Here is a 24,412-nt window from a genome sequence, read left to right on the forward strand (position 1 = left end):
TGACTGGAGTGACGCGACAGCGTCTGACAACGTGACGGCCTGGATCCCGGCCTTCGCCGGGATGACGGCATCGGGTGTGCTGCCGGCCTTTCGGGTGGGCGCCGGCCTTTCGGCTGTGCCATCCACGCTTTCCGGCGCGATATCGGCCTCTTGGTACGCGACTGGTCTTCCAGCGCTGGCTGCGCCTCAGCCGCCGCCCTTTTCCTTCGCGTGCCACGCCGCCAGCAGTTCCGCCTCGCGCTGCGGCGTGAGGCCGGCCTTGGGCTTGGCGCGGCGTTCGGCCGGCTGTGCGCGCCACCACACGAGCGTGTCGTGCACGGTGTCGCGCAAGGGGCGGTAGGTCAGCCCCGCCGCCTGCGCCTTCGCCGAACTGCGACGGCCGAAGCCGGCGTACTCGCCGGTCGGCGGAATCCACGCCGGCAGGTCCTGCCACGCCGACGCCTTGTTCGCTTCCAGGAAATCCGCCGGCACCCAGGTGACCGTGGACTTCGGTGCGCCCAGCTCGCCGGCGACGGTGCGGCAGGTGTCGAGCAGGCCGCCCATCGTGAGCTTGCCGGCGGGCGCGTCGGCGTTGAACGTTTCGAAGCGGCGCTGTTCGATCAGGTGCAGCAGGAACGCGGCGAGATCGCGCACGTCGATGAACTGCGTGGGATCGCTCGCGCTGCCGGGTCCGAGGATCTCGCCGCCGCGATCGGCGCGCGCCGGCCAGTAGGTGAAGCGATCGGTGGTGTCGCCGGGGCCGACGATGAGGCCCGGGCGAACCACCGTCGTGCGGCCCGGCATCGCCGCTTCGGCGGCCTTCTCGCACGCCGCCTTGAGGCCGCCGTAGGTGGCGCCGGTGACCTCGGTGACGTTGGGATCGGCAAGCTGCGCGAGCGGGCCGGATTCGTCCTCTCCGATCTTGTCGTTGTTCGCATAGACGGAGATGGACGAGATGATCACGTACTGGTCCACGCGCGGCGCCAGCAGCGTCGCCGAGCGCGTGACGTCGGCGGGAATGTAGGCCGAAGTGTCGAGCACCGCGTCCCAGCGCTGCGCGCCCTCCAGCGCGGTCAGGTCGGTCTTGCGGTCGCCGTGCAGTATTTCGACGCCCTTGGTCCCGGCGAACTTGGTCGGATTGGTCTTGCCGCGATTGAACAGCGTGAGCGCATGACCGCGCGCACGCGCGGCATCGACGAAGTGCGGGCCGAGGAAGCCGGTGCCGCCGAGCACGAGGATGCGCATCGGCTTGGCGGGCTTTTCGCGGGCGAACGCGGGAAGGGCCATCCATGCGGCGCCGGCGAGGCCGGCCTTCAGGACGTCGCGGCGATGCGTCATGTCGATCCTTCGGATGCGGAGTCGGGGCAGCGTGCGCCGGCCGGCGCACGTCGCCATCCGCCGAAGGTCATGGCGTGGCGGCTTGCGTCGCGGCGGGCGGCGTTTCTTCCACGCGACGCGACAGGCGCCAGCCGATGGTCGCGGCCGCGAAGGCGGCCATCGCGCTGATGCCGGCGAACCCGGCGGTGGTCACGCCCACCGCGCGCAGGGCGTTCATGCTCAGCGCGATCGCGGTATCGCCGAAGCGCCACACCGCCGTGTCCACCGCGTTCTGGCCCTTGTAGCGGACGTTGCGCGGGACGCGCGCGTAGAGGCTGTGACGCGCCGGTTCGGCCATTCCGTAAGCCAGGCCGCGACTGATGATCAGCGCGACCGCTACCGCCGGCAGGCCGAAGACCATCGGCGCATGCGGATCGGTCGCCAACACCACCAGCGACAGCGCGAGCATGCTCACCACGGCCCACACCATGATCACCGCGCCCGGTCCCTTGCGCGGCAGCAGCCAGCGCGTGAGCGTGAGCTGGGTGATCACGGTCAGCGCGTTGGCGGCCTGGTCCACCTTCGCGGCGAAGGCGGTGCGCGACACCGCGTCGGCGAAGGTCGCCCCCGAATAGTCCGCCACCAGCGCGTAGTTCACGGTGCCGATGCCGTCGGCCAGCAGCAGCAGGATCGCCATGCCGCGCATGAAGGGATCGGAGAACACCTGACGCAGGCCGTCCCACATGCTGCCGCCGATCGGCGCTTCCTGCCCGGTCTCGAAGCGGCGCTCGCCGTGCGTGCGCGCCCAGCGGCCGAGCAGCACGATGCACACCACCGCCACGCCCAGCAGCGAGGCCGACACCAGCAGCAGCGGCGCGACGCCGATGATGTTGACCAGCGTGGCGGTGATCGTCGGCCCCGCCAGCGCGCCGCAGGTGCCGGCCACCGCGATGATCGGAAACAGGCGCTTGGCCTGCTCGCTGGTCCAGATGTCGGACATGAAGATCCAGAACACCGACACCACGAACAGGTTGAACACGCTCACCCAGACGAAGAACACCGTGCCCAGCGCGCGCGGGCTCAGCAGATCGGGCTGGGCGAACAGCGGGACGAAGGCGAACAGGCAGGCGATGAAGAACAGGTACACCAGCGGCACGACGACGCGCCGCGAGTAGCGCGCGATCAGGCCGGCGAAGATCGGCGTGAGGGCCAGCGTGGCCAGGAAGGTGGCGCCGTAGAACCAGGGCAGCTGGGTCGAGCCGACCGCGGCGGAGAGCTGCTCGCGCACCGGCCGGATCACGTAGTAGGCCGCCAGGACACAGAAGAAGTAGGCGAACGAAAGCGCCACCGCCGGCCACTCCCCGCCCCGGATGCGGCGGGCCGGCACGGCGGACGGCTCGCGGTCGTCGTGGCCCTGCGTCATCGCACTGCGGCTCCGGGGGAGAGGTGGCGGCAGTGTAACCGCCGTGCCCGGCCCCGCCATCGCGCGCCTGCCGCCCCTGGGAGCATTTGCTCTAATGGCGGCGCTTACGGTCGGCCGGCCGCTGGCAGGCAGACCGACACACCGATTGGGGCGCAAGGCAAACGTGTACGACTACATCATCATCGGTGCCGGCTCCGCCGGCTGCGTGCTCGCCAACCGACTGTCCGCGGACCCCGACGTCAAGGTGCTGCTGCTCGAAGCCGGCCCGCGCGACAACCACCCCTTCATCCACATGCCCGCCGGCCTGGCCAAGCTGGTCAACAACCGCCGGGTCAACTGGGACTACCACACCGCGCCGGAGCGCGAGCTCGACAACCGCACGCTGTGGTGGCCGCGCGGCAAGGTGCTGGGCGGTTCCAGTTCGATCAACGCCATGTGCTACACGCGCGGCGTGCCGGCCGATTACGACGAGTGGGCCGCGCACGGCGCGAGCGGCTGGGACTGGGCGTCGGTGCTGCCCTACTTCCGCCGCAGCGAGCACAACGCGCGCGGACCCGACGCGCTGCACGGCGACGAAGGCCCGCTGTATGTGTCCGACCTGCGGCACAGCAATCCGCTGTCGCACGCTTTCATCGAAGCCGGCCGGCAGGCGGGCTTCGTGCGCAACAACGACTTCAACGGCCCGCGACAGGACGGCTTCGGCCTGTACCAGGTCACGCAGAAGGACGGCGCGCGCTGCTCGGCCGCCGTCGCCTACCTCGATCCCGTGCGCGGTCGTCGCAACCTGACCATCGTCACCGGCGCGACGGCCAGCCGCGTCACCTTCCAGCACGGCCGCGCCAACGGCGTGGTGTACACCGCGAAGGGCCGCGCCTTCCACGAAGCCGCCGCGCGCGAAGTGCTGCTGTGCGGCGGCGCGCTCAACTCGCCGCAGCTGCTGATGCTGTCGGGCATCGGGCCGGCGATGCAGTTGCGACGCCACGGCCTGCAGGTCGTCGTCGACGCACCGCAGGTGGGCGAGAACCTGCAGGACCATCTGGACATCTGCACGCTCCAGCACTGCACGCAGCCCATCACCTACGACCGCCTCAGCGATGCGCGCATCGCCTTCGACTACTACCTGCGCGGCCACAGCGGCATCGGCAGCAGCAACATCGCCGAGGCCGGCGGATTCGTGCGTTCGCGCCTGGCGCCGGACGAACGCCCGGACATCCAGCTGCACTTCGTGCCGGCCATGCTCGACGACCACGGCCGCCACCGCCTGTCCGGCGACGGCTACACCGTGCACGCGTGCTTCCTGCGCCCACGCAGCCGAGGCCGGATCACGCTGGCCAGCGGGCATGCCGGCGACCAGGTGCGCATCGAAGCGAACTACCTCAGCGATGCCGAAGGCTTCGATCTGAAGATGATGGTCGAATGCGCAAAGCTCTCGCGCGAACTGCTCGCGCAGCCCGCGTTCGATGCGTATCGCGGCGCGCCGATCTTCCCCGCACGCAACGACCTCACCGATGCGGAGCTGGTCGAGTTCATCCGCGCCAAGGCCGAGACCATCTACCACCCGGTCGGCACCTGCCGCATGGGCGAGGACGCGCTGTCGGTGGTCGATCCGCAACTGCGTGTTCGCGGCGTCGAGGGCCTGCGCGTGGTCGACGCGTCGGTCATGCCGACGCTGATCGGCGGCAACACCAACGCCCCGACGATGATGATCGCCGAGCGCGCCGCCGAGCTCATCCGCGCAGCGTGACGCCGCACCGCCGCGCAGGCCGCCCGCAGACTCGCGCATCGACAAAAGTGAACGGGAAAAAGAGCGCCTCGCGAACTGCGATGGACCGCACTAAAGCCTGCAAAATCAGGGCCGTGGTCGGGACTGTTGCGCCACCCCCTTAGATAGGCGCTATGATCCCCGCGTACTGTGAAGCAGGGGCGAAGGCCATGAATAGCAACGTGAAAAAGCCTTCGCGCGCCCTGCCCCGGGCGTGTGCCATTGCCCTGCTGCTGCCGCTCACGCTCGGCTCCACTGCGCAGACTCCGCAGCACAACGGCATGACGAATGCGGCGCGTGTCCAGAACACCGTGGCCACGACCGTCGCGCGTCCCGCGAACCTGCCGCCGGCCGTACCGCTTCCCGCCGCTTTCGACGTACGTCAATTCGAATCGATGGCGCAGCAGCTGGTCGCCAACCAGCGTGTACCGGGCCTGGCGATGGCGATGGTGCACGACGGCCGCATCCTCAGCGCGCGCGGCTATGGCATCACCGATACCAGCCATGCCACGCCGGTCGATTCGCACACCGTCTTCCGCCTGGCCTCGCTGTCCAAGAGCTTCGCCGGCACGATGACCGGCCTGCTCGTCAACGACGGTTCGCTGCGCTGGGACAGCAAGCTGGTCGACTACCTGCCCACGTTCCGCCTGAGCGATCCGCTCGCCTCGCAGCAGCTCACCGTGGCCGACCTGCTCAGCCACCGCGTCGGGCTCACGCACAACGCGTTCGACCGCGACCTGGAGCAGTACACCGATTACCGCACGCTGACGCAGAAGCTCGCCTATGCGCCGCTGCAGTGCGCACCGGGCACCTGCTACAGCTACCAGAACGTCGCCTTCAGCCTGGTCGGCGATATGGTCTTCGCCGCCACCGGCGACTTCTATGCGCAGGAAGTGCAGCGCCGCATCTTCAAGCCGCTGGGCATGAACGACGCGAGCCTGGGCCTGGAAGGCATCCAGGCCAGCCCTAGCTGGGCGCGTCCGCATGTGCGCGGCCGCGGCGGCTGGGTGTCGATGATGCCCAAGACGACCTACTACCAGGTGCTGCCGGCCGCGGGCGTCAACGCCAGCGCCAGCGACATGGCGCAGTACCTGCTCGCCCACACCGGCCATCGCCCGGACGTGCTGCCCGCGCCGCTGCTGGCCACGCTGCATCAACCGCTGGTGAGCACGCCGAGCGAGATCCGCGGTTCGTCCTGGCGCCGCAGCCGCCTCACCAGCGCCGGCTACGCATTGGGCTGGCGCTCCTATGACTATGCCGGGCACCGCGTGGTCTTCCACGGCGGCGCCGTGCAGGGCTATCGCGGCCTGATTGCGATGGTGCCGGAGCTCGACTTCGGCGTGGCGATCATGTGGAACAGCGAAAGCTCGCTGCCCTCCGGCCTGCTGCCGACCATCCTCGACAACGCGCTCGGCCTGCCCGCCGGCCAGTGGCTGGACGACGACATCGACCCGACGCTCTACGCCGCCGAGTCCAGCGACGACGCCTCGCCCAACGCACCGAACGCGCCGGGCACGCACGCATCGGCTTCGACCGCCGCGCCGCACTGAGCGGCTGATCCGACGCCCTGCGGCGTCATCGCTCGCCGGTTCGACGGGCGGGCATTCATCGATGCTTGAGATCGGCGGCGGGCCCGCCCGCGTCGCGCGTGGCGGGTCGTCGCGCGCCGCTTACCGCAAGAGATCCGGGCAACGCACCGCGCCATCCTCCCGTGCAGCGATGCCGCAGGTGTCGCAGTGAGCTGCTGAGTTTCTGACGCAGACGAAGCGGCGGGCTCATCCGATGCCGCCAGTGCCGAGTCGCATCCATCCGGGGCCATCGCTCCGCGCACCCTGCTCCCCTCCGTCGAGGACGGGATACCGCCGCACCGCATTCCCGTGGCGCCTGTCGCCTTTCGAGGCCACAAAAAAAAACTCTCCCCCCGCCTGGGCTGCGGGGAGAGAGCTCGATTACGGTCTTCGGGGCTTTCTTAGATCATCGGAGCCGGGGTAGCCGGCATCGCCGTCACGGACGCCTTCTTGGCGGTCTTCTTGCGGCTCGACTTGCGGGCGGCCTTCTTCGGGGCAGCCTTCTTGGTGGCCTTCTTGCCAGCCTTCTTAGCCGTCTTCTTGGCGGCCTTCTTGGCAACCTTCTTGGTGGCCTTCTTGGCGGTCTTCTTCGCAGCCTTCTTCGCCGGACGCTTGGCAACCTTCTTGGCGGCCTTCTTCGCGGTCTTCTTGGCGGCGGTCTTGCGCGTGGCCTTCTTAGCCGTCTTGCGGACGGACTTCTTGGCGGCCTTCTTCGCGACCTTCTTGGCCGGACGCTTGGCAGCCTTCTTGGCGGCCTTCTTCACGGTCTTCTTGGCGCCAGCCTTCTTGGCTACCTTCTTGGTCGCCTTCTTGGCGGCGGTCTTTTTCTTCGCAGCTTTCTTCATGGCCATGGTATGGCTCCTCGTCAGTGGTTGATCAGCATTGATCAGTGGTCTTGCAGGTCTATCGCCCAGTAGAACCAGAGCCGCGGGAGTCGGACCCGCGAGCAGCCGCCGACGCGCGGGCGCGCCGGTACGGATTCGGTACCGCCCGCGAGTGCGGGCAAACAAAAACCCGGCGCGCGCTAAGCGGACCGGGTTGGATGGAGTGCCTGGCCTGCGTGTGCACGGTGCGCGTTTTCGCGGGGGAAACGAACCCTGCTTCCACCGTGTCGACTGCCCGGTCGGAGGTTCGTTTTGTGCCGCGAGTTGTCGCGTTGTCTGTACTCACTCTCTTCCGCAGGAGACGTCTGCTGGGCGAAACCTAATCACGCTTTTTCGGACTGTCAACAACTTCGCCCAAATTTTTTTCAACGCCGTCGGTGCGGCATCGCCATGGACGGCAGTCGAAGCGGTGCAGCTGACGACGGCGACGAGGACCATCGAACCCGTCGTGCGCACTCATGCATTTCACAAATGGCTTTTTTTTAGGGGTTTGCGAAAACGCTCGCAGCGACGACGCAAAACTCGCGCACATGCACGACGGAGGCGGCGAACCGTTTTCGGGGGTCGCGAAGGCACCCGAAAAAAAATCACCGACGACCGCCCGGTTTCGCGTCGCACAAGCCGATTTGCGCGAAAGTGCGCGAACCCGATGACGGCTTCGAGATGCTCGTGCAGGTCGCGTCGGGCCACTCGACGATGCCTTCGACGGTGGCGAGTGAGCGCGATGGCGCACCCTGTCGCTGGCATCGGACGTCGCGCTTGGATGCTTGGCGGACGTCGCGTTTCGATCGGCGTCGAAGCTCGGATGCACGCGCGCAACGCCTGAAACTCACCCGACCGTCACTTCCCGCAACGCGCGCTCACCGCAAAAAAAGAACCGGCCGCACAGGGCGGCCGGTCCGGGTGTCGCGTGCGTCGCGCGAAGGATCGCGCGGCGGTGACGTCAGTGATCTTCTTCTTCGAGCAGCTCGGCGTAGTCGTCCGGCGCCAGCAGCTCGTTGAGCTGATCGGCGTCCTCGATCTCCACGGTGAAGATCCAGCCTTCGCCGTAGGCGTCCTCGTTGATGGTTTCCGGCTTGTCGGTCAGCGCGGCGTTGACCGCCACGACCTTGCCCGACACGGGTGCGTAGACGTCGGAGGCGGCCTTCACCGACTCCACGACGGCGCAGCCGGTGCCCGCTTCCACGCGGTCGCCGACGTTCGGCAGTTCGACGTACACCAGGTCGCCGAGCAGGCCCTGTGCGTGGTCGGAGATGCCGACGGTGGCCTTGCCGTCACCATCGATACGGACCCACTCATGGGACTTCATGAACTTCAGATCGCCGGGAATTTCACTCATGACGGGAGCCTCGAAACGTTTGCGGGGGCGGCGGAACACCGGATGTCGGCGCCTAGTTTAACGGCGCCGACCCGGACCGCGACAGGGTAGCGGATCGCGGTCAGCGTGGCTCGACGGACGGGCGGTACGGCGCACGCGGATGCACGAGCGCATCGCGCAGCGCATCGACGCGGTCCTGGCCCCAGAACGGTTCGCCGTCGAGGACGTAACCCGGCAGTCCCGGCAGGTCCGCCGCGATCGCCGCGCGCGTGTTGGCGGCGTACCGCTCGGCGACGGCGTCGGTCGCGGCCTGCTCCATCACGACCCGCGCATCGAAGCCCTGTGCCTGGAGCAACGCAGCAACGACCTGGGGATCGGCGAGGTCGCGATCCTCCGACCACAGCGCGCGGAACGCCGCGTCCATGTAGCCGGAGGGATCGTGTCCCGCCTCGACCAGCGCGATCGCACAGCCGTCCGCCAGGGCGATGTCGACCGGGAAGAACGCCGGCGACAGGTTGAGCGGCAGGCCGCGCTGTTCGCGCCAGCGCTGCAGTTCGATCAGGCGGTAACGCTGCCGCGCCGGTGCGCGCTTGCCCAGCGGCAGGCCGCCGTTGGCATCGAACAGTTCGAAGATGCGCACCGGCCGGTAGTGCAGGGTCGCGCCCGTCTCGCGTGCCACCGCCAGCACCGCCGCATGCCCGAGCCAGGCATACGGCGAGATCAGGCTGAAGTAGTACTCGACGACGCGCGCGACCACGGCGATCAGCCCAGCACGCCTTCCTGCGGCTGGCCGTCGCGCACGAACGGGAACTTCACCACGCGCACCGGGACTTCCTTGCCGCGGATGTCGACGCGCACGTTGCCAGGCGTGCCGGCCGGCACGCGCGCGAAGGCGATCGCCTTGCCCAGCGTCGGCGAGAACGTGCCGGAGAGGATCTCGCCGTCGCCGTTGTCGGTGAGCACCTTCTGGCCGTGGCGCAGCACGCCCTTCTCGTCCATCACCAGCGCGATCATCTGACGCGGCGCGCCGGCCGCCTTCTGCTTCTCCAGCACGTCGCGGCCGATGAAGTCGCGCGGCTTTCCATCAGCTTGGTCGTCCAGGGCCACGGTCCAGGCCAGCGCGGCTTCGTACGGCGAGACCGAATCGTCCATGTCCTGCCCATAGAGGTTCATGCCCGCCTCCAGGCGCAGCGTGTCACGTGCACCCAGGCCGGCGGGCTTCACGCCGGCTTCCAGCAGTGCGTTCCAGAAAGCGACGGTCTGCGCTTCGGGCACGACCACTTCGAAACCGTCCTCGCCCGTATAGCCGGTGCGTGCGACGAACACGTCGATGCCGCCCGTCGTCTTCGCCTCGGCGGCGACGAACTTGCCGAGCTTGCCGACCGCAGCGCGGTCCTCTTCGCGCAGCAGGCCGAGCACCTTCTCGCGCGCGCTGGGGCCCTGCACCGCGATCATGCCGAAGTCGGGGCGCTCGGTGACCTTCACGTCGAACGCCTCGGCCTGCTCGGTGATCCACGCCAGGTCCTTGTCGCGGGTGGCGGCGTTGACGACCAGGCGGAAGAAGTCCTCCGCGCGGTAATAGATGATGAGGTCGTCGATCACGCCGCCCTGCGGGTTGAGCATGCAGGTGTACAGCGCCTTGCCCGGCACCTTGAGCTTGTCCACCGAATTGGCGACCAGACGACGCAGGAAGTCGCGCACCTTCGCGCCGCGCAGGTCGACCACGGTCATGTGGCTGACGTCGAACATGCCCGCGTCGCGGCGCACCTGGTGGTGTTCCTCGATCTGCGAGCCGTAATGGATCGGCATGTCCCAGCCACCGAAGTCGACCATCTTGGCGCCGAGGTCGCGGTGGGTCTGGTTGAGGATCGTCTTCTGGGTCATGGCGCTGGGAACCTGTGTGCGGGAGCGAGCCCGCGATTATCCCAGAACGGCCGGCGCGGGGCTTTCCCGCATTCACCTACGCCGGCGCATGGACGCGGCGCTACTCGCTGGAGCCTTCGTTGTAGCAGCGCACGCGCGAGGGCTGCACACGCAGGAACTTGCCCGAGGCGCGGTCCAGCCGCATCGCCCAGCGCGCGGCCGGGAGCATGTCCAGTTCGGAGGCACCCGCCGCGCCGGTGTCGATGATCGCGACCACGCTGGTGTCGTCCACGCCGTCGCGCTGGCAGGTAGCGATGGCGACCAGTTCATCGCGGCGCAGCGCGGGGTACGGCAGGGCGTCGGTGATGCGCCAGCGCGGCTCGTCGCCCACCCGGTCGACGAACTGCGCGGCAAGCAGCTGCACCGTGCGGTCTTCGGCATCGTCCAGGGTGACGATGCTGCGCGTGCAGAGCTGGTCGATGCCGGTGCCCGTGCCCACGCAGCTGCCGGTGTTGGATCGGTACCCTTCCGGATAGGGCGGCACCACCTTGCCGATCATCATCGGATGCCCGCCTGCCCATGTACCGCCACCGGCGCACAGGCCGGCCAGCAGCAGGCACGCGGTGTACAGGCGCATCACTGCGCGGGCTCGACCATGAGCGTCATGCCGCGCGTGGCGATGATGCGCACGACGGTACCGGCGGGAAGTTCCGGGCCGCTCACGTCCCAGTACGCATCGGCGATCTGCACGCGACCGTGACCGTTGACGATGGCCAGCTCCAGCGGCACGACGCGTCCGACCAGCGCCTGCGCGCGACGGTTCAAGTTGGGCTGGTCGCTGCGGGGTTCCCGGCCGCGAAACCACGTGCGGTACACCTGGATGGAGACGAAGCTGAGCACTACGAACGCCGTCACTTGCGCCAGCACCGGCACGCCCGGCACCAGCAGCACGATCGCGAACACCGCCGCTGCGGCGAAGCCGAGCCACAGCATGAACGCTCCCGGCGCCATCGCTTCGGCGGCGAACAGCAGCAGCGCCACCACCGCCCAGGTCACCGTCTGCCAGTCCCACTGCATCGGTCAGCCTCCCGTCCGCGGCGACGGCGGCGGCGTGGCAATCACAGGCTTGCGGTCCATCGCTTCCTTCGCCAGTTCGGCGATGCCGGCCAGCGAGCCGATCACGCCCGCCGACTCCATCGGCATCATCACGAACTTCTGGTTCGGCGCCTCGGCCAGCGCCTTGAACGCCTCGATGTACTTCTGCGCGACGAAGTAGTTGATGGCGCTGACGTTGCCGGCGGCGATCGCATCCGACACCAGCTGCGTCGCCTTGGCTTCGGCTTCGGCCAGACGCTCGCGGGCCTCGGCCTCGCGGAAGGCGGCTTCGCGCTTGCCTTCGGCGGCGAGGATCGCTCCCTGCTTCTCGCCCTCGGCACGCAGGATCTCCGCCTGCCGGTGGCCCTCGGCCTCCAGGATGTTGGCGCGCTTCTCGCGCTCGGCCTTCATCTGCCGCGCCATGGAATCCACCAGGTCGCGCGGCGGCTGGATGTCCTTGAGCTCGATGCGGTTGACCTTCAGGCCCCACGGATGCGTGGCCTGGTCCACGGCCACCAGCACCTTGGCGTTGATCTCGTCGCGCTTGGACAACGATTCGTCCAGGTCCAGCGAACCGATGGCGGTGCGGATGTTGGTCATCACCAGGTTGAGGATGGCGACCTCCAGCTGCGCGACCTCGTAGGCGGCCTTGGCCGCGTCGAGCACCTGGAAGTAGACGATGCCGTCCACCTTCACCACGGCGTTGTCCTTGGTGATGACGTCCTGGCTGGGGACCTCCATCACCTGCTCCATCATGTTGATCTTGCGGCCGACGCCGTAGACGATCGGGATCAGGAAGTGCAGCCCCGGGTCCATGGTGTGGGTGTAGCGGCCGAAGCGCTCCACCGTCCATTCATACCCCTGCGGCACCATCCGGACCGCCTTGAGCACCAGGACGACACCGGCGAACAGCAGGACGACGCTCAGTACTGCACTCAGGCTCATGATCCCCTCCTTCTGATGGCCCGAGTATAGGCGCAGGGACCTGAGCAGGCCGCTGCGACGATTTTCCCGGTCCCCGCATCCTTGGGAATGACATGCCATCGAACGCAGGCCCCGAGCCCTTGTCTCCGCCCGTGACACCAACGACCGACGCGCCCCGCAGCAGCTTCGCCATCGATGTCCCGGAGGCGCTGCTGGCGCGCGTGCGGGCCGGCGAGCGGGCGGCATTCGAACAGATCTACCGCCGCTTCGAGCGCCCGGTGTTCAACCTGGCGCTGCGCATGCTCGGCGGCGGCAAGGGGCCGGATGGTCACGAGGAGGCGGCGGACGTGCTGCAGGAAACCATGCTCAAGGTGTTCGGCCGGATCGGCGATTTCCGCGGCGGCCACGGCGAAGGCGCCAGCCCGTTCTGGGGCTGGGTCCGCCAGATCGCCGTGAACGAGGCGTTGATGCGCCTGCGCAGCCAGCGTCGCCACGTGCATGACGTCGCGCTGGAAGACGACGACTTCGTCGTCGATCCGGCACCACTGCCCGCAGCGGCCGCCGATGCCGCCGCGCTGGGCCGCGCGTTGGCACGGCTGCCCGACACCACCCGAAGCGTGCTGTGGCTGTACCACGCCGAGGGTTACACGCACGAGGAGATCGCCGCGCTGATGCAGCGCACGCCGAGCTTCTCGAAATCCCAACTCGCGCGCGGCAGCCGCCGCCTGCGCGATCTGCTCGAACCGGAGAAGGCCCATGCCTGACACCGAACGCACCACCCCGCCCGCCGACTGGAGCGGCGCCTTCGCCGCATTGCCGGTGGAAACGCCGCCGGACGGTGGCTGGCAGCGATTGCAGCAGGCGCTGGATGCGCCCGTCGCGCACACGCAGCGCCGCAGGCATTGGCCGGTGTGGCTGGCCGCCGCTGCGATCGGCGCGATCGCGCTGGTTCCGGCGCTGCGCCATTCCGACGACGCCGTCGCGCCGGGCGACGCGCCCATCGCCGCGCACAAGCGCGCGCCGGTGGACACTTCACGCCCGCCCATCGCCACGTCGAAGCGACCCGAGACGCGCGTGGCGACGACGACCGAACCCACGCAGGCTCCGTCGCGCGACGACGGCGCAGCCGCTTCGACGAAGCCAGCCGCTCCGGACACCGCACCACGCATCGCCGCGACGACACCGCCTTCCCCCGCACCGGACGCGCAAGCCGCCGAGCTGCGCGCCGGCATCGCCGCATTGCAGTCCGAATCCGCGCAGCTCGAAACGCTGCTGGCGCTGGCGCGCGACGACCGCGTCGCATCGGCCAACGGCGCGGCGCTGGCGGTCGAGTTCGACCGCCGCATCGGTCGCATCGATGCCTCGCTCTCGCAGCCCGGTCTGGCCGACGCCGATCGCGCTGCGCTGTGGCAGGCGCGCGTGGCGACGATGCGCGAACTGGCGGGCATCGAAACCACGCAGCGCTGGCTCTTCGCCAGCGGCGAGCGCTACGACGGCGCGCTGGTCAGCGTCGACTGACTCCCCACTTACCCCGCAGGACCGAACCCATGATTCCCATCCGCACCACACCGACGCTGCTGGCCGCAACGATCGGACTGCTCCTGGCCTGCGCGGGCGCCGGCGCGCAAACCAGCAAATCCGACGCCGACAAGGCGCGCGAACTGGAGAACGCGCGCACCGAACTCAATCGCGCCGCGCAGCGCTATGCCGAACTTTCGCGCGAGAACATCAAGTTCGACCGCGTGCAGTTCGAGCGTGAGTTCGAAAAGCGCTTCGCGCGCCAGCCGGTGCTGGGCGTGGTGCTCTCGCCCGAGCCGAAGGCCGGCGTGCGCATCGCCGCCGTCACGCCGGACAGCGCCGCCGCCAAGGCCGGACTGCGAAGCGGCGACGTGCTCACCGCCATCAACGGCAAGAACCTGGACCAGAAGGACGCCGACGCACGCCTGGAGCAGGCCCGCGCGCAACTGCGCACGCTGGACGTGAAATCGCCGATCGCGCTGGCCTACACGCGCGATGGCCGCGCCGCGACCGCGCGCGCCACACCGCAGATCGGCGATCGCCTGCTGGTCACGCGCGACGCCGACGGCAACCCGCTCGCCCGGCCGATGGCGATCGTCGCCCCGCAGGTGCGCAACGAACTCATCCGCCTGGACTGCGACCCGGGCGACGACGACTGCCGCCTGCCCGCGCTCACCGAAGCCTTCCGCTGGAACGGCCTGAACCTGGCGACGGTGGACGCGCAGCTGGGCCGCTACTTCGGCACCGATCGCGGCGTGCTGGTGTTGAGCACCGGCCCGGAGCTGGCCGGACTGCAAGCGGGCGACGTGATCCAGCGCATCGACAACAAGCCGGTCAATTCGCCGCGCGAAGCCATGGCCGCGCTGCGCGGCAAGCCCGCCGACAGTCGCGTCGGCGTGACTTACCTGCGCGACCGCAAGAGCGCCACCACGCAGATCACGGTGCCGAAGACGGCGATGCTGCGCATCCCGCGTCCACCGGTGCCGCCGCTCCCGCCCGCGGCGCCGAAGCCGCCTGCCGTTCCGGCCGTGCCCGCGTTACCCGCGCCGCCGACCGCGCCGAAGCCGCCTCAGGCGATGACGCCTCCGTCGCCGCCTGCGGCGCCACGGGCACCGGAGCCTCCGGAGCCGTCCGTCGTGGTCGTGCGATCGTTCTGAACTGGCGCAAGTAAAAAAGCCCCTCCTCCGTCGCCGGAAGAGGGGCTGGGACGAATGCGGGCAGCGCGGCGACGTGGCAAGGCACCGCGCGGCGCGCTTCATCCCTCCCCTGCACGCTTGGGAGGGAGCGACTGCGGCAGGTGGAACCTACAGCTCAATCAACGCTGCGCCGCCGCCTCGACCGGCGCGCGCTCGACCCACTTGTCGAACACCGCATCGATCTGCGCATCGCGCACCTTCTTGCCCTTCTCGAGCGAGCCGGCCTGCTCGAACAACGGGATGATCATCGCCATGCCGTCGATCTTGGTCTTCAGGTGCACGCCCGGCGGCTGGGCGAGGAATCGATCCCAACGCGTGCGCACCTTCGCCCAGAAATCCTTCGTGGCGTTCCAGTAGGTGTAGGCGGGCTTGAAGTCGACTTCCGTCGTCTTCTGGTAGTCGTTGAAGCCGAACTCGCGCGCCAGTTCCACCTGCGTGCCGTCGGGCTTGCGCAGCACCTTGGTGTTGAACTGCTCGTGCGTCCAGCCGCCCGGCGTCAGCGTGTGGCGATTGACCGCGCTGATGGCGTTGTAGTCGTGGCGCTGCGTGTACTCGCGACGCGGCAGCGGGCGCCAGCTCAGGTCGCTGGTCCAGGTCGGCACGTTGTTGTCGTAGGTCCATTTGCCCGTGCCGCAGTAGCGCGGTGCGTCGCTGACCTCGTACACGCACTGCGTCCACGCGCCCTTCGAGAGCGCGGCCGGGATCGCCCGCACCTGCCAGGTCTGGTCGGCGCTGAACTCGAAGCGCGTCGGCGCTTCATACGTCCAGTCCTGGCGCCAGTGCTTGGTCACGTGGCCGCTCTTCCCGTCCACCAGGATGTGTTGCAACACGATCTTGTCGGGCGAGTCCTGCACCACGATCACGACCTCGTTGCCGCCGCTGCGCATCGCCGGATGGCGTTCGTAGCCCGGCACCAGCAGGACGGTTTCGTCGAAGGCGAAATCGACGATGTATTCACCCTGCATGGCGAGGATGGACGCGTGGTCACGCGTGGTATCGGCGAAGGACGCCGGCGAGACGACGGCGGCGAGGAAGCCCAACGGAAGGGCGAGCGTGCGAAGGTTCATGGCTGGCTCGATGTCACGGAAGAAATGGATAGAGAGGACCGACGGGAGCTTCACCAGCTCACCGCCAGGCTGACGCCGACGTTGCGGCCCGGGCTGGTGTAGCGATCAAGTACGGCGCTCGACGCGAGCGTGCCGTTCGGCACGTCGCCCGCGTCCCAGTACTTGCGGTCGGCGAGGTTGAAGACGCCCGCGTTGAACACCGCGCCCGGCGCGAAATTCCAGTGCGCGAGCAGGTCGAACACGCCGTAGCCCGGGATCTCGAACTGGTTCGCCGCCGGCAGTTCGTCCTTGCGTCCGGCGAAGCGACCGGCGAGTTCGACGCCCCAAACTTCGGCGTCGTAGGCCAAGCCCAGCGTCGCACGCAGCGGGTCGATCGACGGCAGTGGATCGTTCGTCGTGCGGTCCTCGCCCTTCGACCACGCGGCGGCGCCGCGGATCGACCAGCCGGCCAGTGCATCGCTGAACGCACCCAGGTCCACGCCGGCGCGCGCTTCGATGCCGTAGATCTCCGCGTCCTCGATGTTCTGCGACTGAAACACGATCAGCGGCGTCTGCGGCGGCGCGCTCACCTGCACGGACGACTCGATGAAATCGTCGTAGCGGTTGTAGTAGCCCGACACTTCCGCGTACACGGCGTCGTTGGAGAAGCGCAGGCCCAGTTCGACGCCATTGCTCTTTTCCGGCTTGAGGTCCGGATTCGGAATCGCCGTGTAGCCGAACTGCAGGTTGGTGAAGCCCAGGTTGACGTCGCTATAAGGCGGCGCGCGGAAACCATGCTGGTAGCCGCCGAACAGCGACCAGTCCTGGCTGAAATGCCACACTGCGCCGAGCTTGGGCGACACGCTGGTTTCGCTCAGGTCGGCGACCTGCACGCCCGGGTTGTCCTGCGCGAAGATCGTGTCGATCTTCGGCTCCAGCTTGTAATAGTCCACGCGCACGGCCGGAATCAGGCGGAACGCGCCGTCGGCGAAGGACATTTCATCCTGCACGAACAGCGCCGCCTGCGTGGTGTCGCTCACCGGGAAGTCGCGCACCGGGAAGGTGTCGGGCGAGATCACGTTGGTGACGGTGCCGGTGAGCAGGTTGGTCGCGCGGCCATCGCGCTTCTGCTTGAACTCGGTGCGGGTCAGCTCGACGCCGTAGGTGAATTCGTGGTCCACCGTGCCGGTCTCGACCGCCTTGTGCAACACCGCGTCCAGGCCGGTCAGGCGTTGGTCGAAGTTGAACTCGCGCTCGCGCAGCACCGGGTTGATCGCGACGCCGGCCCGCAGCGTGGCGCGTTCCTCGCGGGTGCGCTGCGTGGTCTCGCTGTCCTGGCGGTAGATCTGCCATTGCAGGGAATCGGCGATGCCCGCGTCGAGCGCATCGACTTCGTGCGCGAACGCGACGCGGGCACGCGTCTGCTTGTCGTCGCCGGTCTGCGAGGTCACGCGCACCGACGGCGGCGTGCCCGGGATCGTCGCGGAGTCGCCCAGCGCGTTGAGCACGTCGGTGTCGACGTTGTCTTCGTTGCCTTCGACGGTGAGCTTGAGGCGCTGGTTCTCGCTCGGCGCGAACACCAGCTTGGTGAGCAGGCTGCGGCCGTCGTAATCCTGCGGATTGGGCGCGGTGCGCGTGGTACCGCGGCTGCGGTTCTCGCCCATGTTCTCGCGCTCCTGGCCTTGGTGATGGCCGACCGCGACCAGACCCGACCAGCGATCGCCGCCGAAGGCCGCCGTCGCACCGCCGAACAGCCCGTTGTCTTCGCCGAAGTAGCCCAGCTTCAGACCGAAGTAGGCGTCCTTGCCGTCCGCCAGGTAGTCCGACGGATCCTTGGTCACGAAGGAGACGACGCCGCCCAGAGCGTCGGAGCCGTACAGCGCACTGCCCGGCCCGCGCACGACTTCGACCGCCTTGAGCGTGTCCAGGTCGACGAAGTTGCGGTTGGCGTTGGAGAAGCTGCCGATCGAGAACGCGTCCGGCACCGAAATGCCGTCGGTTTCGATACGCACGCGATTGCCGCCCAGGCCGCGGATGCGGATGTCGCCCAGCCCGCCGAAGCGGCCCGAACCGCCGGAGACGGTGATGCCGGGCTCGTAGCGGAACAGGTCGCGCAGGTCGCGGACCAGGTGGCGGTCCATTTCGTCGCGATTGATCGCGGTGACTACGTTCGGGACGTCGTCCAGCGCGCGCTCGGTCAGCGTGGCGGTGACGACGATGCGGTCGAATTCGTTCGCGGCGGCGGCCGCCGCGGCAGCGGTGACCAGCGATGGATCGCTGCCGTCGGGCGTGGCATCGGCGGCGGACGCGACGGCGGGAATGGCAAGCAGGAGGGCCAGTGCCAGGGTGTTGCGGACAGGGTGCATGCGCGTGCTCGGAGTGGTTTCCGAGGCGGCTGGCAGCCGTTGCCGGCGGGCGGGCTTGCCTTCGTGAAGTTGAGAGTGCGGCCGCCGGATGCGGCCGTGCGCGGCGACCTTCCCCAAGATCGCCGCGCCATGGAGGTCGACCGAGGCGGCCGGGAGAGAACGGCCGCCGTCGATCAGGGAAGGATTACTTGGTGAGGATCAGCTTGTCGTTGCGCGTATGGCGCAGGCGGTAGACCTCGCCGCCGTGGCGGATCAGCACTTCGCGACCGCCCCGCAGCAGGTCATCGCTTTCGACGAGGCCGCTGGCCAACGGCAACGCGACGGGCGCACCCGGCGCGACCGCGGCGATGGGCGGCGTCAGGCGTTCGGTACGGGGCTTGAGCTGCAGCAGCGTGGGACGCATCGACATGGGCGTGGCTCGTTCAGGGCTCGCCGATGATGATAATGATTCTCATTTATGAGTCAACAGACCCGGCCGCGATTTTGTTTCACCCGGTCGCGGCCTCCACCCGCTGCCAGTCGCCTTCCGACAAACGATCGGCCAGTTCCAGCGCCTCCAGGTTCTGGATCAGCTGTTCCGGTCGGCTGGCCCCGAGGATCACGCTGGAAACATGCGGATTGCGCAGGCACCAGGCGATCGCCAACGGCGCCGGCGCGAGGCCGAGCTCCTGCGCGATCGCGACGAAGCGCCGTGCACGTTCCACGCGCTCGCCCTCGCCTCCCAGCACCGTGCGCTGCAACCAGCCCAGGCCTTCGCGCCCCAGACGCGCCTCCGTCGGTACGCCTGCGTTGTACTTGCCGGTCAGCAGGCCCGAGGCCAGCGGCGACCAGATCGTCGTGCCCAGGCCGTACTCGGCGTAGAGGGGCGCGTACTCCAGCTCGACACGCTCGCGGTGCAGCAGGTTGTACTGCGGCTGCTCCATCGTCGGCGCATACCAGTGGTTGGCGCGGGCGATCTTGTGCGCCTCGCGGATCTGCGCCGCCGTCCATTCCGAAGTGCCCCAATACAGGACCTTGCCCTGGCGGATCAGCACGTCCATCGCGCCCACGGTCTCTTCGATCGGCGTATCGGGATCGGGGCGGTGGCAGTAATAGAGGTCCAGGCACTCCACGCGCAGGCGCTTGAGCGCGGCGTGGCAGGCATCGGTCACGTGCTTGCGCGAGAGGCCGCGCTGGGTCGGCCCGGGCTCGTTGGCCGAACCGAAGAAGACCTTGCTGGAGACGCAGAAGCCGTCGCGCGGCAGGCGCAGGTCGGCGATCACGTCGCCCATCACCTTCTCGGCCTCGCCGTTGGCGTAGGTCTCGGCGTTGTCGAAGAAGTTGATGCCGTTGTCCCAGGCCGCGGCGATGAGTTCACGCGCGGTGGAGCGCCCGATCTGGGCGCCGAAGGTCAGCCAGGCACCGAAGGAAAGGGCCGACAGCTGCAGGCCGGACGAGCCGAGGCGGCGGTATTGCATGGGGGAACTCCGGAAGGACAGTCCGGTTCAGTTTAGCCCTGCCCCCGTGGCCTTCCGGTCGGTACAATGCGCGCACTTCCTCCTCCGGGGAGTAGCCCATCCGCGATCCGGCCCGCCGGCCTCGCGGGGATCTGCGTCAACACACTTGGCCCACCGGCCATGGCGCAGGAGCGGCAGCCAGCCGGCGTTCCGACGCGCGGCGAGCGACCACGGGCAAGACCGAAGGCAGGCGTCATGCGAGCAACTGGCGAAAGCCGGGTCGGGCCGCGTGACGGCTGCCTTTCGCGTCCACGCGAAAGCCCGACCTCGGAGTCCCCATGGATCACTTTCCGCTCATGTCGGCCGCCATTTCGGCGGGCACCGTCGCGCTCGCCGAAATCGGCGACAAAACCCAGCTCCTCGCCTTGCTGCTTGCCGCTCGCTTCCGCAAGCCGCTGCCGATCATCGCGGGGATTCTCGTGGCGACCCTGCTCAATCACGCGCTGGCCGGCTGGTTTGGCACGCTGGTGGCGCAATGGCTGACGCCGGAGGTGCTGCGCTGGGTGGTCGCCATCAGCTTCTTCGCCGTGGCGCTGTGGACGCTCAAGCCGGACAAGCTGGACGAGGGCGAGGAATCGCTGCCCGCGCGCGGCGCATTCGTGGCGACGACGTTCGCCTTCTTCCTGGCTGAGATCGGCGACAAGACCCAGGTCGCCACCGTTCTGCTGGCCGCGAAGTACCAGCCCCTGTGGGAAGTGGTGGTCGGCACGACGGTCGGCATGCTGCTGGCTAACGTGCCGGTGGTGCTGCTGGGCAGCAAGCTGGCCGACCGCCTGCCGTTGAAGGCGGCGCGCTACACGGCGGCGGTGGTGTTCCTCGCCCTGGCGGCGTGGGCCGCATTCCGCGGCATCGCCTGACATCCGGCCTGCGCCACGCCACGGTGCCGCGCTATGCTCGGCGCGGCACCGCTAGGGCCACGCGATCGGGGGAGTGGATGCTCGGAACCGGCGGAAGGGTCCGCGATGTCATCGCCGCGCTATTGGCGAGGCCGGACGAAATCATGCTCGAGATCGGCGCCGGCGGCGAGCTGATGGTCGCGCGCCTGCGCGTGGTCATCGCCGCGATGCTGCTGGTCCTGCCGGTGGCAAACGCGCTCGGCGGCGGCAGCGTGAAGGACACCATGGTCGGCCTGGGCGGCGCGATCGTGATCAACATCTTCGCCCACCTGTGGCTGGCGCTGGCGCGGCGGCGGCGGTTGTTCCGCTGGCTGCCGTTCGCGTCGTCGGCGTTCGACGTCACCGCCACGACGGTGCTGCTGCTTCTGCTCGCCTCCGACCACCTGCCCGCCGGCGTGAACAACCTCACCGCCTGGTGCGGCTACGTGGTGGCGATCGTGCTGACCGCGCCGCGCAGCGACGGCCGCATCGCCCTGTTCGCCGGCGCGCTGGCGATCGGCCAGTACAGCCTGCTGGTGCTGTGGGTGTTCGCTTCGGCCAGTTCCCCGGAGCAGCTCATTTCCAGCGACTACGGCGCGATCACCGTGGCCAGCCAGTTGCAGCGCATGCTGCTGCTGGTGATCTTCACCCTGATCACGGCGATGGTCGTCTACCGGATGCAGCGGCTGGTGGAGATGTCCGGCACCGACGGTCTGACCCGCCTGCCCAACCGCACGTGGCTGATGTACCGCGTGCCGCGCCTGTTCGACAGCGTGCGCCACGACGGCGACAGCCTGACCCTGGCGTTGATCGACCTGGACCATTTCAAGCGTATCAACGACGCCCACGGCCACCACGCCGGCGACCGCGCCCTGCGCCACGTCGTCGCCGTGCTGCGCGAGCTGGCCGAGCCGGGCGAATGGCTGGTGCGCATCGGCGGCGAGGAGTTCGTCCTGCTGCTGCGCAAGCCGATCGGGACGGCCTGGGAGCGCGTGGACGCGATCCGCCGCGCCCTGGGCGAGCGGCCGTTCGAGCCCGAGCGCGGAGCGGACAATGTGGCACTGAGCTTCAGCGCCGGCCTGGCCGGCTTCCCGCACGAGGGCTCGGACCTCTCGCGTCTGTTGCGCCGGGCCGACGGCCGCCTCCAGCAGGCCAAGCTGCAGGGCCGAAACCGGGTCGTGGCGCGGGATACCTGACCGCGCATCGCGCTGTTTTCGTACCCCCGAAGCGGGCGAGCCCCTCTGGCACGGCCCACCGCCCGCGGTCCCGGCGGCGTCGTAAACTACGCGCCGCCGCAGCCATGACCCGCCCCCCTCGAGGGCTCAGGGCCGCATCATTCCTGAACGACAACGACTCGCTGCCGGCCGCCGGTTGCATGGGGAGAACTGAGTGGAAGCCATTACCCGGGTGGCCTTTGGCCTGTTTGGTCTTGCGGTGCTCATCGGCATCGCGTGGCTGTTCTCGAACAACAAGCGTCGCGTGGACTGGAAGCTCGTCGTCACCGGCGTGAGCCTGCAGGTCGCCTTCGCGGCGCTCGTGCTGCTGGTGCCGGGCGGCAAGGATGTCTTCGACGCCATCGGCCACGGCTTCGTGAAGGTGCTCAGCTTCGTCGGCGAAGGCTCGAAGTTCATCTTCGGCAGCCTGATGGACGTGAACACCTACGGCTTCATCTTCGCCTTCCAGGTGCTGCCGACAATCATCTTCTTCGCCGCGCTGATGGGCGTGCTCTACCACCTGGGCGTGATGCAGGCGGTCGTGCGCGGCATGGCGTGGGTGATCACCAAGGTGATGCGCGTGTCCGGTGCGGAAACCACCAGCGTCTGCGCCAGCGTCTTCATCGGCCAGACCGAGGCGCCGCTGACGGTGCGTCCGTACATCCCGAAGATGACCGAGTCGGAGCTGATCACGATGATGATCGGCGGCATGGCGCACATCGCCGGCGGCGTGCTCGCCGCGTACGTGGGCATGCTGGGCGGTGGCGATCCGGAGCAGCAGGCGTTCTACGCCAAGCACCTGCTGGCGGCCTCGATCATGGCCGCACCCGCGACGCTGGTCATCGCCAAGATCCTCGTGCCCGAAACCGGCGAACCGCTGACGCGCGGCACGGTGAAGATGGAAGTGGAGAAGAACACCGCCAACATCATCGACGCCGCCGCGGCCGGTGCCGGCGACGGCCTGCGCCTGGCGCTGAACATCGGTGCGATGCTGCTGGCCTTCATCGCGCTGATCGCGCTGGTCAACTGGCCGCTGACCTGGATCGGCGACGTCACCGGCATCTCCGCCGCGATCGGCAAGCCGTTCGACCTGGCGACGATCTTCGGCTATGTGCTCGCGCCGCTGGCCTGGGTGATCGGCACGCCGTGGCAGGACGCGTCCACCGTGGGCAGCCTGATCGGCCAGAAGGTCGTCATCAATGAGTTCGTGGCGTACCTGCAACTGGCCGACATCGTCAACGGCAAGGTCGCCGGCGTCACGCTGACCGACCAGGGTCGACTCATCGCCACCTACGCGCTGTGCGGCTTCGCCAACTTCAGCTCGATCGCGATCCAGATCGGCGGCATCGGCGGACTCGCGCCGGAGCGTCGCCAGGACCTGGCGCGCTTCGGCTTGCGCGCAGTGCTGGGCGGTTCGATCGCGACGTTCATGACCGCGACGATCGCCGGCGTGCTGACCTGGTTCGGTAGCTGAAAGCCGGGATTCGGGATTAGGGATTCGTGATTCGCAAAGCGAAATCCGGGTCGGCCGCCACTATCGACAGATGAAGCGATGACACCTGCTCCTGCGAATCCCGAATCCCGAATCGCGAATCACGGCGCCATAGTCGTCGTCGTAGGTTCGTTCAACGTCGACCACGTGTGGACGGTCGCGGCGCTGCCGCGGCCGGGCGAAACGCTCAGCGGCCACTACCACACCGGCCCCGGCGGCAAGGGCTTCAACCAGGCCACCGCGGCGGTGCGCGCGGGCGCGGCGACGACGTTCGTGTGCGCGCTCGGCGACGACCTCGGCGGCCAGCTCGCCCGCGCGCTCGCACAGGCCGACGGTCTGGACCTGCGGGCGCACAACAGCGAGGCACCCACCGGCACCGCCGGAATCTATGTCGATGGCGCCGGGCGAAACTCCATCGTGATCGGCCCGGGCGCAAACGCGGAGCTTTCGGTGGCGTTCGTTGAAGAACAACGAAATCGAATCGCCGGCGCGCAGGTCCTGCTGGCACAGCTGGAGTCCCCGCTGCACGCGATCGAAGCCGCGTTCCGCGCTGCGCGCGCGGCCGGCGCGCGCACGGTGCTCAATCCGGCGCCGGCCGACGCGGATGTCCCGGCGTCGCTGCTCGCACTGGCGGATGTGGTAACGCCGAACGAAACCGAATTCTGCGCGCAGTTGCTGCGCCATGCCGGCGAGCGCGTGGATGCGACCACGCTTGCTTCGCAGGACGACGAAACCCTGCACGGCTGGTGCCGCCGCCTGCTGCCGCACGGCACCGTCGTGGTGACGCTGGGCGCGGCAGGCTGTTTCGTTTCCCACGCCGACACCGCAATGCACCGCGATGCGCAATCGCACTACCGCGTCGCCGCCGCCAAGGTGCAACCGCTCGACACCACTGGCGCCGGTGACGCATTCAACGGCGCCCTGTCGGCATCGTGGGCGCGCCATCCGGACGCTGCATTCGCGGACCACCTGCACTACGCCAACCGCTACGCCGCGCTCTCGACCGAACGCGCAGGCGCCGCCGCATCCATGCCCCGCGATGCGGACGTGCGGGCGCGCTTCGGCTGAATTCCGCG

The 24,412-nt window shown here is 68.7% G+C and carries 21 protein-coding genes and 1 pseudogene; 9 read left to right on the top strand and 13 right to left on the bottom strand.

Annotation, left to right across the window (positions count from 1 at the left end):
- Positions 1-186: 186 nt before the first annotated feature.
- A complete protein-coding gene (locus JI752_RS10950) occupies positions 187-1,317 on the bottom strand; it encodes an NAD-dependent epimerase/dehydratase family protein (protein WP_254200549.1) in 1,131 nt (376 codons plus the stop codon).
- Positions 1,318-1,384: 67 nt separating this feature from the next.
- Positions 1,385-2,719, bottom strand: coding sequence for an MFS transporter (locus JI752_RS10955; protein WP_216963670.1), 1,335 nt, complete (start codon positions 2,717-2,719; stop codon positions 1,385-1,387).
- Positions 2,720-2,882: 163 nt separating this feature from the next.
- On the opposite strand from JI752_RS10955, the gene JI752_RS10960 reads away from it, so the two are divergent.
- Both JI752_RS10960 and JI752_RS10965 read left to right on the top strand, forming a co-directional pair.
- Positions 2,883-4,463 carry a choline dehydrogenase gene (locus JI752_RS10960; protein WP_216963673.1) on the top strand — a complete coding sequence of 527 codons (1,581 nt, stop codon included), beginning with the start codon at positions 2,883-2,885 and terminating at the stop codon, positions 4,461-4,463.
- A 188-nt stretch (positions 4,464-4,651) separates the two neighbouring features.
- Positions 4,652-5,932 (top strand): annotated as a pseudogene (locus JI752_RS10965) (serine hydrolase domain-containing protein); the annotation flags it as partial.
- 518 nt (positions 5,933-6,450) lie between these two features.
- Here the strand turns inward: JI752_RS10965 and JI752_RS10970 are convergent.
- The 7 genes from JI752_RS10970 to JI752_RS11000 form a co-directional block, all read right to left on the bottom strand.
- Positions 6,451-6,900 carry a hypothetical protein gene (locus JI752_RS10970; RefSeq protein ID WP_216963679.1) on the bottom strand — a complete coding sequence of 150 codons (450 nt, stop codon included), beginning with the start codon at positions 6,898-6,900 and terminating at the stop codon, positions 6,451-6,453.
- A 976-nt stretch (positions 6,901-7,876) separates the two neighbouring features.
- Entirely contained in the window at positions 7,877-8,272 is a 396-nt protein-coding gene (gene gcvH, locus JI752_RS10975; protein WP_216963682.1) for a glycine cleavage system protein GcvH, read from the bottom strand.
- A gap of 100 nt (positions 8,273-8,372) precedes the next feature.
- Positions 8,373-9,008, bottom strand: coding sequence for a 2-hydroxychromene-2-carboxylate isomerase (locus JI752_RS10980; protein WP_216963684.1), 636 nt, complete (start codon positions 9,006-9,008; stop codon positions 8,373-8,375).
- Positions 9,009-9,013: 5 nt separating this feature from the next.
- Complete coding sequence (gcvT, locus tag JI752_RS10985; protein ID WP_216963687.1) at positions 9,014-10,135, bottom strand: glycine cleavage system aminomethyltransferase GcvT; 1,122 nt, start codon at positions 10,133-10,135, stop codon at positions 9,014-9,016.
- Between the two features lie 100 nt (positions 10,136-10,235).
- Positions 10,236-10,751 carry a hypothetical protein gene (locus tag JI752_RS10990; RefSeq protein WP_216963690.1) on the bottom strand — a complete coding sequence of 172 codons (516 nt, stop codon included), beginning with the start codon at positions 10,749-10,751 and terminating at the stop codon, positions 10,236-10,238.
- On the bottom strand, positions 10,751-11,191 hold the full coding sequence (locus JI752_RS10995; protein ID WP_216963693.1) for an NfeD family protein: 441 nt from the start codon (positions 11,189-11,191) through the stop codon (positions 10,751-10,753). Before JI752_RS10995 ends, JI752_RS10990 begins: the two co-directional genes overlap by 1 nt.
- Positions 11,192-11,194: 3 nt before the next feature.
- Positions 11,195-12,154: an SPFH domain-containing protein gene (locus JI752_RS11000; RefSeq protein WP_216963696.1), complete on the bottom strand. Its 960-nt coding sequence runs from the start codon at positions 12,152-12,154 to the stop codon at positions 11,195-11,197.
- 131 nt (positions 12,155-12,285) lie between these two features.
- Here JI752_RS11000 and JI752_RS11005 point away from each other — a divergent pair, with 131 nt between their 5' ends.
- From JI752_RS11005 to JI752_RS11015, 3 genes are read left to right on the top strand one after another with little or no spacing between them, the layout of a single operon-like run.
- Complete coding sequence (locus JI752_RS11005; RefSeq protein ID WP_342315985.1) at positions 12,286-12,897, top strand: sigma-70 family RNA polymerase sigma factor; 612 nt, start codon at positions 12,286-12,288, stop codon at positions 12,895-12,897.
- Positions 12,890-13,651: a hypothetical protein gene (locus JI752_RS11010; RefSeq protein WP_216963702.1), complete on the top strand. Its 762-nt coding sequence runs from the start codon at positions 12,890-12,892 to the stop codon at positions 13,649-13,651. Before JI752_RS11005 ends, JI752_RS11010 begins: the two co-directional genes overlap by 8 nt.
- A gap of 29 nt (positions 13,652-13,680) precedes the next feature.
- Positions 13,681-14,808, top strand: a complete 1,128-nt coding sequence (locus tag JI752_RS11015) for a PDZ domain-containing protein (protein ID WP_216963704.1) — start codon at positions 13,681-13,683, stop codon at positions 14,806-14,808.
- Positions 14,809-14,966: 158 nt separating this feature from the next.
- Here JI752_RS11015 and JI752_RS11020 read toward each other — a convergent pair whose 3' ends face one another.
- The 4 genes from JI752_RS11020 to JI752_RS11035 all read right to left on the bottom strand — a co-directional run bounded on the left by JI752_RS11020 (position 14,967) and on the right by JI752_RS11035 (position 19,716).
- Positions 14,967-15,914, bottom strand: a complete 948-nt coding sequence (locus tag JI752_RS11020) for a DUF6607 family protein (RefSeq protein WP_216963707.1) — start codon at positions 15,912-15,914, stop codon at positions 14,967-14,969.
- A 50-nt stretch (positions 15,915-15,964) separates the two neighbouring features.
- A complete protein-coding gene (locus JI752_RS11025) occupies positions 15,965-18,259 on the bottom strand; it encodes a TonB-dependent hemoglobin/transferrin/lactoferrin family receptor (RefSeq protein WP_216963710.1) in 2,295 nt (764 codons plus the stop codon).
- Between the two features lie 184 nt (positions 18,260-18,443).
- Positions 18,444-18,668, bottom strand: coding sequence for a hemin uptake protein HemP (locus JI752_RS11030; RefSeq protein ID WP_216963713.1), 225 nt, complete (start codon positions 18,666-18,668; stop codon positions 18,444-18,446).
- Positions 18,669-18,747: 79 nt separating this feature from the next.
- A complete protein-coding gene (locus tag JI752_RS11035; protein ID WP_216963716.1) occupies positions 18,748-19,716 on the bottom strand; it encodes an aldo/keto reductase in 969 nt (322 codons plus the stop codon).
- Positions 19,717-20,033: 317 nt separating this feature from the next.
- On the opposite strand from JI752_RS11035, the gene JI752_RS11040 reads away from it, so the two are divergent.
- The 4 genes from JI752_RS11040 (at position 20,034) to JI752_RS11055 (ending at position 24,404) form a co-directional block, all read left to right on the top strand.
- The gene (locus JI752_RS11040; RefSeq protein WP_254200552.1) at positions 20,034-20,612 is read left to right on the top strand and encodes a TMEM165/GDT1 family protein; all 579 of its coding nucleotides are present in this window, start codon (positions 20,034-20,036) and stop codon (positions 20,610-20,612) included.
- A gap of 143 nt (positions 20,613-20,755) precedes the next feature.
- The gene (locus JI752_RS11045) at positions 20,756-21,826 is read left to right on the top strand and encodes a GGDEF domain-containing protein (RefSeq protein ID WP_216963718.1); all 1,071 of its coding nucleotides are present in this window, start codon (positions 20,756-20,758) and stop codon (positions 21,824-21,826) included.
- A gap of 193 nt (positions 21,827-22,019) precedes the next feature.
- Positions 22,020-23,318: a nucleoside transporter C-terminal domain-containing protein gene (locus tag JI752_RS11050; protein ID WP_216963721.1), complete on the top strand. Its 1,299-nt coding sequence runs from the start codon at positions 22,020-22,022 to the stop codon at positions 23,316-23,318.
- Positions 23,319-23,396: 78 nt separating this feature from the next.
- Positions 23,397-24,404 (top strand): ribokinase, encoded by a 1,008-nt coding sequence (locus tag JI752_RS11055; RefSeq protein WP_216963725.1) that lies wholly within the window; start codon positions 23,397-23,399, stop codon positions 24,402-24,404.
- Positions 24,405-24,412 lie beyond the last annotated feature (8 nt).

This window comes from Lysobacter sp. MMG2, from assembly GCF_016735495.2.
Classification (GTDB): Bacteria; Pseudomonadota; Gammaproteobacteria; order Xanthomonadales; family Xanthomonadaceae; genus Lysobacter_J.